The 15059-nt window shown below is 55.9% G+C and carries 10 protein-coding genes; 7 read left to right on the top strand and 3 right to left on the bottom strand.

What is annotated here, in order from left to right; translation table 11 throughout:
- Window positions 1-21: 21 nt before the first annotated feature.
- Together AC07S6_RS03805 and AC07S6_RS03800 are read right to left on the bottom strand one after the other, a co-directional pair.
- Window positions 22-1233, bottom strand: a complete 1212-nt coding sequence (locus tag AC07S6_RS03805) for a cytochrome c biogenesis protein DipZ (RefSeq protein WP_495111742.1) — start codon at window positions 1231-1233, stop codon at window positions 22-24.
- Window positions 1234-1263: 30 nt separating this feature from the next.
- Window positions 1264-1524 carry a DUF2790 domain-containing protein gene (locus tag AC07S6_RS03800; RefSeq protein WP_116667504.1) on the bottom strand — a complete coding sequence of 87 codons (261 nt, stop codon included), beginning with the start codon at window positions 1522-1524 and terminating at the stop codon, window positions 1264-1266.
- Between the two features lie 304 nt (window positions 1525-1828).
- Here AC07S6_RS03800 and AC07S6_RS03795 point away from each other — a divergent pair, with 304 nt between their 5' ends.
- From AC07S6_RS03795 to AC07S6_RS03765, 7 genes are all read left to right on the top strand, one after another.
- Entirely contained in the window at window positions 1829-2569 is a 741-nt protein-coding gene (locus AC07S6_RS03795) for a response regulator (protein WP_495111741.1), read from the top strand.
- The gene (locus AC07S6_RS03790; RefSeq protein WP_495111740.1) at window positions 2566-3873 is read left to right on the top strand and encodes a sensor histidine kinase; all 1308 of its coding nucleotides are present in this window, start codon (window positions 2566-2568) and stop codon (window positions 3871-3873) included. Before AC07S6_RS03795 ends, AC07S6_RS03790 begins: the two co-directional genes overlap by 4 nt.
- A gap of 545 nt (window positions 3874-4418) precedes the next feature.
- Window positions 4419-8195 (top strand): YobI family P-loop NTPase, encoded by a 3777-nt coding sequence (locus AC07S6_RS03785; RefSeq protein WP_495111739.1) that lies wholly within the window; start codon window positions 4419-4421, stop codon window positions 8193-8195.
- A 471-nt stretch (window positions 8196-8666) separates the two neighbouring features.
- A complete protein-coding gene (locus AC07S6_RS03780; RefSeq protein ID WP_169911952.1) occupies window positions 8667-9287 on the top strand; it encodes a hypothetical protein in 621 nt (206 codons plus the stop codon).
- A complete protein-coding gene (locus AC07S6_RS03775; protein WP_169911951.1) occupies window positions 9287-11182 on the top strand; it encodes a caspase family protein in 1896 nt (631 codons plus the stop codon). Before AC07S6_RS03780 ends, AC07S6_RS03775 begins: the two co-directional genes overlap by 1 nt.
- Window positions 11183-11238: 56 nt before the next feature.
- Complete coding sequence (locus AC07S6_RS03770) at window positions 11239-12843, top strand: ATP-dependent nuclease (RefSeq protein ID WP_124426707.1); 1605 nt, start codon at window positions 11239-11241, stop codon at window positions 12841-12843.
- Window positions 12836-13900, top strand: coding sequence for a UvrD-helicase domain-containing protein (locus AC07S6_RS03765; protein ID WP_495111738.1), 1065 nt, complete (start codon window positions 12836-12838; stop codon window positions 13898-13900). The genes AC07S6_RS03770 and AC07S6_RS03765 overlap by 8 nt, the downstream gene beginning before the upstream one ends.
- A 90-nt stretch (window positions 13901-13990) precedes the next feature.
- Here AC07S6_RS03765 and AC07S6_RS03760 read toward each other — a convergent pair whose 3' ends face one another.
- Complete coding sequence (locus AC07S6_RS03760) at window positions 13991-14941, bottom strand: hypothetical protein (protein WP_495111737.1); 951 nt, start codon at window positions 14939-14941, stop codon at window positions 13991-13993.
- Window positions 14942-15059 lie beyond the last annotated feature (118 nt).

Here is a 15059-nt window from a genome sequence, read left to right as displayed (position 1 = left end):
TGGGCCATGGGTTTTCAAGGGTTACGCGGCTGGAGCTTTCGCCTCCTGCAGCAGTTGCTGAATCATCTTTTCCTGCGTCTCATAGCGACCTTCTCCGAAGTGGGTGAAACGCACTTGCCCTTTGGCGTCGATCAGGTAGTGCGCGGGCCAGTACTGGTTATCGAAGTTGCGCCAGATCGCGTAGTTGTTATCGATGGCGACCGGGTAAGTGATGCCGAGCTTTTTCACCTCATCCCTGACATTGCTGGTGATGCGTTCAAAACCGTATTCCGGGGTGTGGACGCCGATTACCACCAAGCCATCCTTCTCGTACTTCTGCGCCCAGTCCTTCACGTACGGCAGGGTGTGCTGGCAATTGATGCAGTCGTAAGTCCAGAAATCGACGAGCACCACTTTGCCTCTGAGCGATTCACTGGTCAGTGCGGGCGAATTGAGCCATTCCACCGCGCCGGACAGCGACGGCATCGGGCCTTGGGCGTTGTCGAGGGTGGGTTCAGCCTTGGCCTTGCTTACCAGGTACTCGACGACTTTGGGGACGCTTTGCAGCACGCCTTTTTCCAGCACGCTGACGCCTTCGGACGACGCCCCGGCCAACAGCGTCTTGTCGGCACCGGTAGAAATCATCAGCGCTGCGGCCAGAACCGCAAAACCGGTGACACGCCGCAGCCAACCCGTGACCGGAATCGAGGCCTTCAGGCGATTGACTAAACCGCGTCCGGCGAAAATCAGCGTACCCAACGACAGTGCACTGCCCAGGCCGTAGGCCACCAGCAGCAGGCTGGTTTGCGCATTGGCGCCTTGCAGCATGGCGCCGGTCAGGATCACACCGAGGATAGGCCCGGCGCACGGCGCCCAGAGCAGGCCGGTGGCGACGCCGATCATCAGCGAACCCAGCGGCCCGGACATTTTGCGCGTCTGGGGGGCAAGGCGATTGCCCAGTAACACGAACGGGCTGGCCAGCCAGCCACTGATTCGCACCGAGATCAGCGACAAGGCAAACAGCGCCATCACCACCAGTGCCACATGACGCCCGGTGTTGTTGGCCTGAATCACCCATTCACTGCTGACCACGGCCAGGCTGGAAACCAGCGCGAAGGTCAGGACCATGCCACCAAGGGTAAGCAGGATCGAGGAGCGTGTGCGGTCGATACCGGCGAACAGAAACGGCACGACCGGCAGGATACAAGGGCTGAGGACGGTCAATAAGCCGCCCAGGAATGCGATGAGGAACATAAGGGTCTCCTGATGAAATGTGGGCCGGGCTCAGTTATCGCTGTGGCACTCGGCAAATTTTCGGTAGTTCAGGATCTCGGTCTTGCCCTGCGAATTCAGGTAGGTCAGTTGGGCATCGACAATGCCGCAGGCCGCCCCGGCATCCTCTGTCAATGCCACGACTTTCTGGATGTCCAGATGCGTGCCGTAGGTGTAGGTTTGCGGCGTGACGTCGGCTTCGGCGCGGGCCGAGAAGGTGCAGATATTCAGGGCGGCAAACAGGCAAGTGGCATAGAGGGTATTGGTGTTCATGGTCGTTTCCTCAAGGCTTCAAGGGTTGGGTCGTTCAGTTGAGCCGAGGCGCTTGGGTTGGCCTCGATGTGGCTCATTAGAAGCCCGCGAGGTATCTCGCCTGTGTCAAAAACAGGCGCGGATAAATCGGTTCGTATCAGGACCCCGTCCCGATACACAGCCATACAAAACCTAGGAAATTGTTGTTTTTGCCTCTGCATGTATCCTTCGCCACAGCAGATACACTGCAATACAAACCGCCGCGGGCGAACGGGCTCAGCCTCTATAGACTGAGCCGCAATTTCCAATGACAGAGGCTTGGCCCATGGAACACGTTGATCACATCCTCATCGTGGACGATGACCGTGAGATTCGAGAGATGGTAGGCAACTACCTGAAGAAGAACGGCCTGCGCACGACCCTGGTTGCCGATGGCCGCCAGATGCGCTCGTTTCTCGAGGCCACGCCGGTGGACCTGATCGTGCTGGACATCATGATGCCCGGCGACGATGGCCTGGTGCTCTGCCGCGACATTCGCGCCGGCAAACACAAGGCCACGCCGGTGCTGATGCTGACCGCCCGCAACGACGAAACCGACCGCATCATCGGTTTGGAAATGGGCGCCGACGATTACCTGGTCAAGCCGTTCGCCGCCCGTGAATTGCTGGCACGCATCAATGCTGTGCTGCGCCGTACGCGCATGCTGCCGCCCAACCTGGTCGTTACCGAAACCGGACGGTGGCTGGGGTTCGGGCGCTGGCGCCTGGACACCTCCGCCCGCCACCTGCTTGATGAAGACGGCACCATGGTCGCCCTCAGCGGCGCTGAATATCGCCTGCTGCGGGTGTTCCTCGACCATCCGCAACGGGTACTCAATCGCGACCAGTTGCTCAACCTGACCCAGGGCCGTGACGCTGACCTGTTCGACCGTTCCATTGATCTGCTGGTCAGCCGCCTGCGCCAACGCCTGCTTGACGATGCCCGCGAGCCGGCTTACATCAAAACCGTACGCAGCGAAGGGTATGTCTTCTCGCTGCCCGTGGAAGTGCTTGGAGCACCGGCATGAAGCCTTCGCTGCATTGGCCTCGTACCCTCATCTCGCGGCTGTCGCTGATCTTTCTGGTGGGGCTGACCCTGGCGCAGGCCTTGTCCTTCGGCGTGCAGTATTACGAGCGTTACGAAACCGCGAAAAACACCATGCTCGGTAACCTGGAAACCGATGTATCGACGTCCATTGCCATCCTTGACCGCTTGCCCGCCGAGGAACGCATGAGTTGGTTGAAACAACTGGATCGACGCAATTACCGCTATTTGCTCGACGAAGGCTCGCCAGGCGTCGCTCTGCGTGACACGCCGATTGCAGTGACCTCGATCAAGGAGGCCATCGGCAAGGATTACCCGATGACCGTGACAGACATTCCCGGGCCTATCAAACATTTCCAGGTCCATCTGAAACTGGCCGACGGCAGCCCGGTGACCATCGACGTGCGCCCCTCGATGGTGCCATTGTCGCCGTGGCTGCCGGTGGTTTTGCTGGGCCAGTTGGCCTTGATGATTCTATGCGCGTGGCTGGCTGTGCGCATTGCCATACGCCCGCTGACCCGCCTGGCCCAGGCCGTGGAGAACCTCGATCCTAATACTCACCCGGTGCATCTGGATGAACAAGGCCCGACCGAAGTCGCACACGCTGCCATCGCCTTCAATGCCATGCAGGCGCGCATTGCGGCCTATCTGAAAGAACGCATGCAACTGCTGGCGGCGATTTCCCACGACCTGCAAACCCCGATCACGCGCATGAAGCTGCGTGCCGAATTGATGGACGACTGCGGCGACAAAGACAAATTGTGGAATGACCTCGGCGAGATGGAGCATCTGGTGCGTGAAGGCGTTGCCTATGCCCGCAGCGTGCATGGCGCCACCGAGGAAAGCCGCCGTACCGATCTTGATTCATTCCTCGACAGCCTCGTGTTCGACTACCAGGACATGGGCAAGGACGTGCAGCTCAGCGGCAAAAGCAACGCAGTGATTCACACGCGGCCCCACGCGCTGCGCCGAGTGCTAGTAAACCTCACGGATAACGCGCTCAAATTCGCCGGTGCAGCGCAACTGCGGGTGGAGCCGAAGGAGGGCGACAGCCTCTCGGTGACCGTGATGGATCGTGGTCCCGGCATTGCCGAAGAGGAGCTGGCCCGTGTGATTGAGCCATTTTACCGCGTGGAAAATTCGCGCAACCGCAGCACCGGCGGCACGGGCCTGGGCCTGGCTATCGCCCAGCAACTGGCACAAGCCCTCGGCGGCACCCTGACCTTGAGAAATCGCGAAGGCGGCGGACTGTGCGCTGAACTGAGATTACCGACGCGCTTCTCGTAGGAGGCGCGAAGAGGCGCTAGTCAACTGTGCTTTGAATCTGGATGTGGAAGAGTTGATCAACGCGAGTTTCATCAAGCGCTCAGCGGTAGTCGTTGACCTGAAGAGAAACGGCATTATGGACATGGCCCGTTGAGAGAGTAGACGTCACAAACGAATTCGTCGAATCAGTGACTTACGTAGCTCATGAACCTATAAGGCATAACACTTCATTTAACAAGTGGGCGATGTCAGATGTTCATAAGTCGATCAAGGGCTCGAGATTGCTGACTCAATGGTCTCTAAATCAGCGCGACTGTTCATCGATTAGTGTTCATAGACCTAGCTTTCCCCCGTCATTAGTCTCGTCGCCCCGACCGTTATCCGTCCATCCAGTGATGGTGGAGGTATGTTCGACGGCGGCACGGGGTGCGCTTGCGTGGTGTTTCGTGACCGAATATGTCATATAGCCGCTATTGGATTTTGTTGCAGCGCCACCGCTGCATATTATTAGCGGCCATTCGCCTGCTCGGCGGGACACGGAAGGCCATTGCATGAGATCTGGGTAGATGCTGGGAGCTATCAAAAATCGTCTAGGCTTGGCGTGGGAAGCGCTTGTGGTTGGAGGGGGAGCTGCGTGGAGGGTGCTGTCCACACGGCATCAGAGAGGCAACGTTGATCCTTTCTTTGAGCCGTTGACCCCCGTCATTGTCACGGACGGCCGATCGGCCCGGTATGAGCGCGAGTTGCTACATGCCCTGGAAAACTCCGATGTTCTGAACATCGCGCTCACAGGTAGCTATGGCGCGGGTAAGAGCAGCGTGCTGAAGACATTCTTCAGCAACCATCCACAGTTCAACCACACCTATGTGTCCCTCGCGACCTTCAGCAAACCCATCTTGGGTTTGACTCCTCAGCCTAGTGGCCAACCTCCCGACCCTGACTCCGCACCTGAGGCCCCGGCTGTTACCGGGGGCGAGCACTCACCTGGGGATGTCGATCTGGTCAATCGCATTGAAGAGACCATCGTCCAGCAACTGCTCTACGCGGTGCCCGCAGCGAAAGTGCCCAAGACTCGACTGAAACGGATAGCCCAGGCCTCAAACTTCAGTATTAGCATGCGCACCCTGGGGTTCACTTTGCTTGCCGTCTGCGCCTTGAGGCTCTATGTACCCAAGCTTGCGATGATAAAAACCGTGTCGCTTGAATGGCTGATCAAGGGCTTAATGGTTCTTCCCGAGTCTGCAGCGCTGGCTGGAGTGGCGATTGGTGCAATCTATCTGTTGTACGCCGGGTTGAGGTTCATGTCCCTGTTTACCATCGATGGGCTGACCCTCAAGGGAGGCAAGCTTGAAGCGACTCACCATGGCTCGGTGCTTCATAAGAACGTCGATGAAATCATCTACTGCTTCGAGCGCAGTGATATCAACGTGGTGGTCATTGAAGACCTGGATCGCTTCGACATCCAGGACATCTTTTTCAGGCTGCGAGAGATCAACTTCATCATCCAGCGATCACCCCAGGTCAAGCGTTCTGTCCATTTCGTCTACGCCATCCGTGATGAGCTGTTCACGGTCACGGACAAGACAAAATTCTTCGACCTCATTATCCCCATCATCCCTGTGATCAACTCCGAGAACTCCAGGGAAAAGCTGGTCGAGCTCATGAAGGCCCGCCAGGTGGCCGGCAAACCGCTCGATGATGGCTTGAATCTCAAACTCATCGAGACGGTGTGCTACTACATCGACGAAATGAGGCTGATCAAGAACATCGTCAACGAGTATGACGTCTACGCGAACGTACTGGCTAAGGACGGTCTGGAGCTGGATCCAAACAAGCTGTTTGCGATGGTTGCGATCCGAAATCTGCACCCCAATGCCTATGCGGACTTGGTCAAGCGGCGTGGCACGATCTATAGCGTCATTGATGGATACGCGAAGTGGGTAAAAGCCGAAACCGACTTACTCGAAACGGCAGCTCAAGCGCTAGAGGATCAGCGGGCAGCACGTGAAGACGAGGTGGCCGATAGCGTGGAGCATCTACGTTTGTCCGTCTGGTTTGAGATTTTGAAACTTGGGAACAAACCCACTGCAAACCACGTGCGGCTAGATGGCGGGTCTGCGGTCACGCTACTGGACTTTGTATCGGATCCTGTATTCGCCCAGGTAGTAGCATGTCGAAGCGTGCAACCAACTGTGATTTCAAACTGGCAAGATAACGGCCAAGCTGTCCTGTCTAAAAAGGCTTTGCAAGAGGCACGTTACGATGAGCGCCTGCAACGCTTTCAGACCTCGCTCGATGAGTTGGATGAGCAACTTGAAACGAATCGAAGCAAAGTGCTACGCCTCAAAACGGCAGGTTTTCGGCAGATCGTTTCACTTGGGTACGGCGCAGAGCTTGCCAAACGCCTAAAAGGGCTAGAGCTCATAACGTTCCTCGTTCACCGCGGTTTCTTCGACACGGATTACGTCGATTACCTCGGATATTTCTACGAGGGATCACTCACTCAATCGGATAAGAACCTCATCATGGGGCTTGTCAGGGGGGAGGAGTACGACGTGACCACTCCAATACATAATCCGGAGCTTGTGATCAGGAAGTTGGATCTGGATTCGGTAGATGGCGGGCGCGGCATTATGGTCGATCTTATTCATGAGCTTTTGCAGTCGCGTAAGGATGAGGTGGTTGCCAGAAGGGACAAACTTCGCTTGATCCTCCGAAACGGTCATGATTACAAGGAGCGTTTCGCCGAGGCGGTAGCACCGATTGTTCCTGGGACGTACGGTTCTGTGCTTATGAGAGCAATGTATGGCGCAGACCGCGATCTCATTTCGTTACTGCTCAGCCATGATCGATTCAAAACATCCACCCTGCGGCAGCAGTTCCTCATTGCTCTTCTGGATTCGCTGACGCCTAAGGAGATGCAGACCCTCGACGATAAGTCAGGCCGGTTGAGGAAGGCTATCAATGAGCTGCGTGATACTTCGATTCTTGCGGCGAAGCTTGCGAGTAGTCAAAACGGATGGAGGTGGGTCAGGGAGTTGCCAGCGCAATTCTCCAAGCTTGATGCGAGTGCCTCGTCTGGAGATTTGCGGCAAATGGTGGAGTGGGGTTGTTTGGCACTTAATCTCAGAATGCTGCAATTGCTCTGCCAGATACTGGATCCGAAAAATCAGAGCGTTAGGGTAACGTACCATCGGCTTAGCAAGCTGGAAATCACTGGCCTGGACAGCCTGATCGAGGGAGACCCGGACAGTTTCGTGGCGCAGCTCGTGAGCCAGGAAGGATCGCTCGAAGAGACACCGGAATCGCTCGTGGCCTTGTTCGGACTTTGCAAGTTTGAAGCCTACACACTGCAGGTATTGCTCGAGCAGACAACCTGCAGTTTGACTGACCTTGACACGGTACCTACCTCGTTATGGGCGCAAATCATGATGGCGGGACGTGTTCGGCCTGTGGGCAGTGCAGCTTGGACGTACTTCAATCGCGCCCTGGTAGCAGATAAAGAATCCGAAGATTTCGTCGATTTGGGCGAGTCGGCGCTGGATAATTTCGCGGAGTTTCTCAAGCACAACACTCAAGACTTGGCTGAAGAGTTGTGGCAGGACGCCAGCCGCAACGCTGGCTTGCAAACTTTCCTCGTTCGCACGCCGCAAGTCGAGAATGCAACCCTACGAACGCTTTTCTCGAAGGTGGTGTTGAGCCCACGCGTTGTCATGGACACCGCGGCGCCACGCAATCGGTGGGCGATATTCGCCAATGGTGACATGGTCGAGTACAGGGAGGAAGTTCGGGCCTTCATCGCCGATCACGCTTTCTCTTATCTAGGGACTTACCTCATCCGCCGGTGGGGTGTCGCCCGTGAACATATGGACATGTCGGCGTTGCCGGTGTCGTTGGCCCTTGAACTGACCAACGCACAGGTGTGCTCGACTGCTGAGAGTATCAAGATATGGTCGGGCATTCCTTGCGACGCCTATGAAACGTGCGACGGTGCCGTTGAAGCATTGGCTAGAGCGTGTGATCGCGCGACCCGAGATGGATTGCGATTCCCAGAGGCCTACCTCCCGACGCTGCTGAAGTTGCTTCTGGACGGGGCGCTCTCTAGAGAGCAAAGGATCAACATGCTGATCCATGCTCTCTCGATGGGCTGCAGTTGGCCAGAAACGGCTGGAGTATTGCCGCTCGTGGGCGAGGAGTATCAGGCGTTACTCAACAAACGGCGCGTGAACCTGCCGGCTCATGATGTAGATCGCCGACTGATCGATACCCTCGCTGCAAGAGGTTTTGTGGGGGCTATTAAACCCGAGGCCAAGTGCATCGTGGTCTGGAGCAAGCGTAATTGAGTCGCCATTGGGTGGCTATTCCGTCCACCTTCACATAAGTCAGGAACTCGGCCGCTCTATGAGGCTTGGAACGTCTACGAAACTAGGGGCGATTCAGATGGATGCTGATTTTCGAAAAACAATGCTATGGGATCTGGCTGGGAATCGGGTAGTCCCTGGCAGGCTCAGTATTGAGCAGTGTGGTTTTCCCCCTGAGCTGGTTGCTCATGTCCCCTCCTAATAGCCTCAATTGTGAGGCTCGGAGGTCTCTAGGGAAGTGGCCTATTCACGTTTACTCACATCACGTGCAATAGACTCGCATTTGAAATCAGCTAACATGCCATACAATCGCCATCCTTGCCGAGGCAATTGCAGGAGCTTGTGGCGCCGGCGTGTTTGTTAATCACGCAGGTCATGAGGCAGCAGCCCCATGGTTCTGGCAGCGACGCGGTCTGGCCGTCCGGGCCGAGCTTGATCAATAAGGAGTGAGACATGAGGGATCAGGCCCATCCTTTCCCGTTTGATGCGCAGGCGGAGCTCGTCATGAAAGCGTTCATGAAAGCGACGGGGGAGAGGCTCGATCAAGCGCGCAGACAAGTGGGTGGCAGCGATGAGGTCCAGCGCTTCAGCCACGGAGGATCGTGGCAGTCACATCACAGCTACGCCCCTGACCGTGTCGACCAGATGCAGAGGATCGAGCACGAAACAAGGTTGTGCTTCGAGGACATCATGGAAGGCCGGCTCGACGTCATTGAGCGCACAGTCGATGAGATTTCCAACAGCATGGCGGACAGCTTTGCCAAAGCCTTTTACCAGATGATCTCCGATACGTGCGAAGAGAGCGGCAACGTCATTGATGGCTCCACGGGGAGCTTGGGCGAGCAGATGCTTAAGGCCATCGAGCAAGTCGAATATTTGGTGGATCGGGATGGTCAAGTATCGCTTCCAGAGTTTCGCATGCACCCCAGCCTCGCGAAACGCCTCCACTCTGACCCTTCGCTCCAAGAACCCGCACTGCTGGCGAGAGTAGAAGAGGTCAAAAAGCTTAAAATCGCCCAGGCGTTGGCAGAGGAAGCCGCGCGCAAATCCAAGTTTCGTAGCAGGGAGCAGTGATGGCCAAGGTTTTGTTGTGCATTGGTTGCGACGATTATCAGTCCCTCAATAAGCTGTCTGGGGCCGACCGTGACGCGCGCTCTATCCATGCAGCGCTTTCCACGGGGCCATTGAGCAGTATCCAGCCAGCGGATGCCTACCTGCTTAGCTCTCCGGCCCGGCATCAACTGGACGCGACGCTGCTTGATATCCAGGACCGGTACGATGAAATCGAGAGTTTTACGCTCTTCTTTGCGGGCCATGGCGGAGAAGCCAATGACAGTTATTTCCTGTGCCTGAGCGACACTCGAGTTGATCGCCTTTCAACCACTGGCTTTGCCCTCAGTCGTTTGTTCGAATACTTCAACGAGCTCAAAGCTGCGCACTGTAATGTCATCATCGATGCCTGCAACGCCGGCGGCATGGTTTCTAATCTGGGCATCCTGCTGAAGCCTGAAGTGATCGGTAAGGCCAAGACATTCGGCGTCTCATTTTTTGTGTCGTCTGCGGCAGATCAGTACGCCGGCGAGACCAGTGGTGGTGGTTATGGAACCCTCGCGTTGCTCAAGGTGCTGGATGGAAAAATCGATACGGGTTCGCGAGCCAGGATGCTCGATCTGGTGGATATAGGCCGACCCGCTGCGCAGTATGTGGCAGAGCAGACCCAGGGGGGGCAAATGCCATCCGTATGGGGCGTCAACCTATACGGTCACATGCCGCTGTTTGGTAACCCGCATGCTTCCGACAACCCAACATCCTCGTTGCTGGGGCTCACTGGGATCTTACCCACATCTCCAGCTGGACAAGCCATCAGCAGTCATTCCGCCGAGCTCTACACGCTCATGTTCGCGCCAGAGCACGAGCTTACTCCGGACAAGCTTTTTCCTGTCCTCACCAAGTTCGTTGATCGCTTGATCGACATACCCAACTCAGTCGGGGCGTTCATTGGCGGGATCTGGCAATCACTGGAGAAGAGCACAGGGCGTCATGCCAATAGTTTCTCAAGGATAGAGCTGAGCGCGACCTGCGTAGCGCTGCTTCTCCAGTCCTCCCAAAAGGACAGCACCTCACGTGACTGCATGTGGGGGCTTTCCCACGAGATAGTAAGAGAGGTTGAGCACCTGCTTTGCGATATCGTTAATGGACTTCGTGAGAATCCCGGCTCGTTGTGCCGTCATGGCATTCCCGACCTGTTCTACCTTCCGCAGCGCATATCACGGATTTTGGGCTGGGCCGGCGCAGCGCTGCACCTGGCCCGCGAGCTCGGGATTAGTGACGCTCCACTCAGAGAAACACTGGAACACCTGAGCGTCCTTCTGCTGGAGCACTACGCAAGCACGTGTGCTGGTATGAGCGAAGACGAAGCACCGTACTGGGCAGTTTTCCTTACAGCCATCAAAACCGATGACCTCAATGGCCTTGGTGAATTGGTCGTCAGCACGTTAATCAATGCGCTTGTTGAGCATGAGGGGCGGCTTGCCCGGCCCTTGCTGCCGGCGGAGGATGTGTACGCGTATATCAAGGCACGCGCAGACAAGGATTCAGTTGCCTTGAGCCCCTTGAGCAACTCACCCTCTGAAACGCTGGCCCTTGTCCTGCTTATCAGCAGGCGACACTCGCTGGAGGAAGAGTTGGATTACAACCTGGCGAGTCTCGATCACGCTCACCTCAACATTTTCATCCCGCAAAGTTACCTGGAGTTCAGCCAGCCCTTCGTTCCTAATGGCATAAACCATGTGTTTCAGATCGGCCACAAGGTTTGGACGGTAGCAGATGTTGCTCAACGTTGGGCGGAGGTGTGCAAACCGCAGATGGATAATGACCTGTCGCTTCGAGACCCTGCGACGCGGATTGGCGCCATTTGCGCGTCACTGCTTTTCCCGAATCGAGTGCCCTGGTTTCTACTCAGCGATTAAGGCCCCGAACGAGTTACGCTGAGTAGACGCCGTTTTCGCCAAAGGAATGACGATCCATGATTACCAGAATTCACATCCGTGGTTACCGCATCTACAAAGATTTCAACCTTCTCCCAAACCCGAAAATGAATATTTTGGTTGGGGGTAATGACGCCGGTAAGTCTACCCTTATGGAAGCGGTCTCCCTGGCCCTGAACGGCCGGATCGGAGGCCGGAGTGTTCTTGAAGAATTGAACCCGCACTGGTTTAACACCGAGTTCGTGCAAGAATTTCTAGCGCAGCGAGCCGCTGGCAGGAAGCCCGCACTGCCCGAAATCCTGATAGAGCTGTACCTCCGCGATGATGATGAATTGCAGGTGCTATGTGGTGCCGTGAACACAGCCGTCCCAACCCATGCATGCCCGGGCGTGTTTTTGAGGATCTACCCCAACGAAGAGTACCAAGACATGCTTGATGACTGGCTCAAGGCACCTAACGCCTTGCTGCCCGTTGAGTACTACACCTGCGAATGGCGCTCATTTGCTGACCGGGAACTGACCAAGCGTCCGCGGGTGCTGTCGGTAGCAACCATCGATTCCAGGACAGTCAAATCATCAGCGGGGGTGGATTACCACCTTCGTCAGATTTTGAGTGATCACTTAGAAACCAACGAGAAGGCTGAGATCTCGTTGGGCTTTCGGACGGTCAAAGCGTCGATGACCGATGGGGCACTGGCGACCGTCAATAAGCGTTTCTCTGCACTGGGCGCATCTTTGCAGGCTGAGCCCATTGCGTTGGCTATGGATCAGACATCCCGCACTTCCTGGGAAAGCGTTATTACGCCTCATGTAGACAATGTTCCCTTCTCGATGGCCGGCCAAGGTCAGCAGGCAGCGATCAAGATATCGCTCGCGATGAAGCGTCACTCGGCCAAAGTGAAGATCGTCATGATTGAGGAACCCGAGAATCATCTGTCACACACCAGCCTGAGTACGCTGCTTGAGCGAGTGGAGAAACTCGCCACCGACGACCAGCAACTGTTTGTATCCACCCACAGCACGTATGTGCTTAATCGCCTGGGCTTGAATGCTCTGCACCTACTGAGCCGGAACCTAGTATCAAAAATCACTGAGCTCGACCCCAGCACTGTCAGGTACTTTCAGCGTCTGCCTGGTTACGACACGCTCCGTCTAGTACTTGCGAGGAAGGTCGTATTGGTAGAGGGGCCGTCCGACGAAATCATTTTCGAAAGGGTGTTTTATGACTTGTATGGGTTGACGCCCATGGCAGCCGGCGTCGATGTCATCAGCATGCGCGGACTTGCACTGGCGAGATGTCTTGAGCTGTGCGCTGCCGTCGATAAGCCGGTCGCGGTGATGAGGGACAACGACGGCGTCGAGCCAGCCGAACTGCGTGTGGCGGTCGTGAAATGGCTGGATGGCAAGAAGCGCGAGCTTTTCATTGGCAAGGTAAGCGATGGTCATACTCTCGAACCGCAGCTGATTACGGCGAACGGCGAAGATCAACTCAGAGAAGTGCTTGGAATCACTGACAGAGCTGAACTGGTTACGTGGATGACGCGGGAGAAGACTGAAGGTGCTCTGCTTATCGCGGAGTCCGACAAAGCCCTTAAAGCCCCGGCTTACATGAGAGAGGCGGCGGGGTTCATTCAGAATGCCTAACCATCTGACGCTGGCCGTCGCGGGCGGCAGAAAGACGCAGGGCTTGGTGGATTACTGTCGGCAAGCAACTGATCGTAAGATCGCAGTGCTCACTTTCACGCAAACAAACCAGCAGGAAATCCGCTCGCGTTTAGCGAGCCAGGCGGGCGATAGCCGCACGCTGGAGGTCATGGGTTGGTACACCTTCCTGCTTCGTCATTTTGCTCAGCCATTCCTACGGTTCAAATTCCCTAAGGATCGAGTCAAGGGCTTTGACTTCGAAGGCAGACCATTCGAGCGTGCTGTGGGCAGAAGCAGGTTCATGGACTCAGGAAATCGGGTGTACGCATGCGAACTCGGCAAGCTTGCCTTTGAACTCATGGACGCGACGCCAGCGCTCCTACGCAGGCTAGAGTGCATCTACGACGAAATTTTGATCGATGAAGTCCAGGATCTCGCCAGCTTCGACTGGGAAATCCTAGAGGTGCTGCTCAGCTCTAAAATCGATGTGCGGATGGTGGGGGATGTCCGGCAGGCAGTTTTGTCTACAAATCCTCGTGGCAAAAAGAACAAGAAATTTGGATACGCCGCATCTCTTGAATGGTTCAGAGATAGAGAAGCGGAGGGGCTGCTCACCATTACCTACGCGACCATAACCTATCGGTGCAGAGGCGAGATCGCTGCTTTTTCCGACACCATTTTCGACGTGACCTGGGGCTTTCCTGGCACCACCTCGGAGAACCTCGACGAAACTGAGCATGATGGCGTATTCCTTCTACACACCCAGCATGTCGATGAGTACGTCGGCCGATATAGACCGCAGTGCCTAAGGCATTCGGTGAGCTCGGCGAAACACCTCAATCTGGATTTTCAGAATTTCAAAGGAGTAAAGGGGGCGACGTTCGACCGAGTCTTGCTCGCACCCACTGCCAACATCGAAAGCTTCATCAAAAAGGGCACAAACTTGGAGGCCACGGCTGCAGCGGCGTTCTACGTCGCGGTAACTCGCGCCCGACAAAGCCTGGCCATCGTTATCGACAAGGTTGGCACGTCGACGCTGCCGGTATGGACTCCATAGGTTTATGGCGGCTGGGTCGTAGGTTTACAGGCCTTTGGAAGGCTCTGCAGAACTTTGCAGAGCCAACGGTGGTCAGGGTATGAGACTGTCCTACTTATCGTATTTGGACGGCAGGGGGCAGTCGTAGTTGACATCGATCATGTCAAGATTTCTCAGATTGAAATTTGCGTAGTCACGTCCTTTCGACGTACGTACTGCGGGCTGGCCGTAGAGAAAAACGAACGCTGTCGGCTTGTCCTTCTCGACGATCTGGGAAAGCCGCACCGCCATTAGGTTTTTAAGCTTGTAATTTTCGATGAACGCGTCGGAGACGAAGCAGGAGGTTATAAGGCTGTCGTCTCCTCGCTTGAAATTTTTTTTGAATTTGATTCGATAGCCATTATTGGCTTTCGTGCGGTCGACATATGCCCAGCCGTAGTAAATGATGGGATGATCAGGCAGGTCGTCTAGATCCTGCTCCCAGACGCATTTGAAGATGCTGGCATAGGGCACGTCCTGCCCGGCGATGTTCAGCCGCCGAAACTCAAGGGTCTCATCGGAACGGTACCGTATGTATCTGCTAACCACAGAGCGAACCGAGTAGATGGGCCCGACTATGCCTGACTCCCCTAGCTTCGAGCTGTAGGGTCTGGTGCTTTTTGCCCGCTTTTTCGCAACATGAACGTCCGCGCCTGGCTCGACCGAATGCTCGTCGTAGTAAGAGGCAGGACGTTCGAGCTTGAAGACGTCCACGATGGATTGGTCGACTGTTCTGCGTTCCTGCCCGTCCATTTCAGCGGGCTGGAACTCTAGGTCGACGGGGTCGCCATTAGCGATTCCGCAAGCTTCACTGTGGGTTCCATAGACTTTGAAATGAGGGACTACTTTCATATTCTGGACGTCTTTGTCCAGATTCGCGCAGGTCACCTGGGCGGAGCAGTCAGCAGCTGGACACACGAATGCGCGCTTGTCAGTAATTACTCCTGACCAGAACAAATCATAGGCGCGATCAGGGTCGACGAAATCGTTAGCCTCAATGCTGTAGGCCACATCCAATGACATAGTTCACCAAGTCCTTTTGAGCTGTCTGAAGAGTGGTCACTAGTATCGGCTATTGCCCCGTTAATGAGCCAGTGCCTTGATGCGTGGCCATGGTCTAATGAGCTCGGCAGGGGCGTGG

Source organism: Pseudomonas sp. GW821-FHT07B01 (assembly GCF_059419065.1).
The sequence above is the reverse complement of the archived record's forward strand: the minus strand, read 5'-3'. Positions and strand labels throughout refer to the sequence as shown.

Bases quoted from the DNA above. Each gene is read 5' to 3' on its own strand.
- AC07S6_RS03805 (WP_495111742.1), bottom strand. From the start codon at position 1,233: ATGTTCCTCATCGCATTCCTGGGCGGCTTATTGACCGTCCTCAGCCCT.
- AC07S6_RS03800 (WP_116667504.1), bottom strand. From the start codon at position 1,524: ATGAACACCAATACCCTCTATGCCACTTGCCTGTTTGCCGCCCTGAAT.
- AC07S6_RS03795 (WP_495111741.1), top strand. From the start codon at position 1,829: ATGGAACACGTTGATCACATCCTCATCGTGGACGATGACCGTGAGATT.
- AC07S6_RS03790 (WP_495111740.1), top strand. From the start codon at position 2,566: ATGAAGCCTTCGCTGCATTGGCCTCGTACCCTCATCTCGCGGCTGTCG.
- AC07S6_RS03785 (WP_495111739.1), top strand. From the start codon at position 4,419: ATGCTGGGAGCTATCAAAAATCGTCTAGGCTTGGCGTGGGAAGCGCTT.
- AC07S6_RS03780 (WP_169911952.1), top strand. From the start codon at position 8,667: ATGAGGGATCAGGCCCATCCTTTCCCGTTTGATGCGCAGGCGGAGCTC.
- AC07S6_RS03775 (WP_169911951.1), top strand. From the start codon at position 9,287: ATGGCCAAGGTTTTGTTGTGCATTGGTTGCGACGATTATCAGTCCCTC.
- AC07S6_RS03770 (WP_124426707.1), top strand. From the start codon at position 11,239: ATGATTACCAGAATTCACATCCGTGGTTACCGCATCTACAAAGATTTC.
- AC07S6_RS03765 (WP_495111738.1), top strand. From the start codon at position 12,836: ATGCCTAACCATCTGACGCTGGCCGTCGCGGGCGGCAGAAAGACGCAG.
- AC07S6_RS03760 (WP_495111737.1), bottom strand. From the start codon at position 14,941: ATGTCATTGGATGTGGCCTACAGCATTGAGGCTAACGATTTCGTCGAC.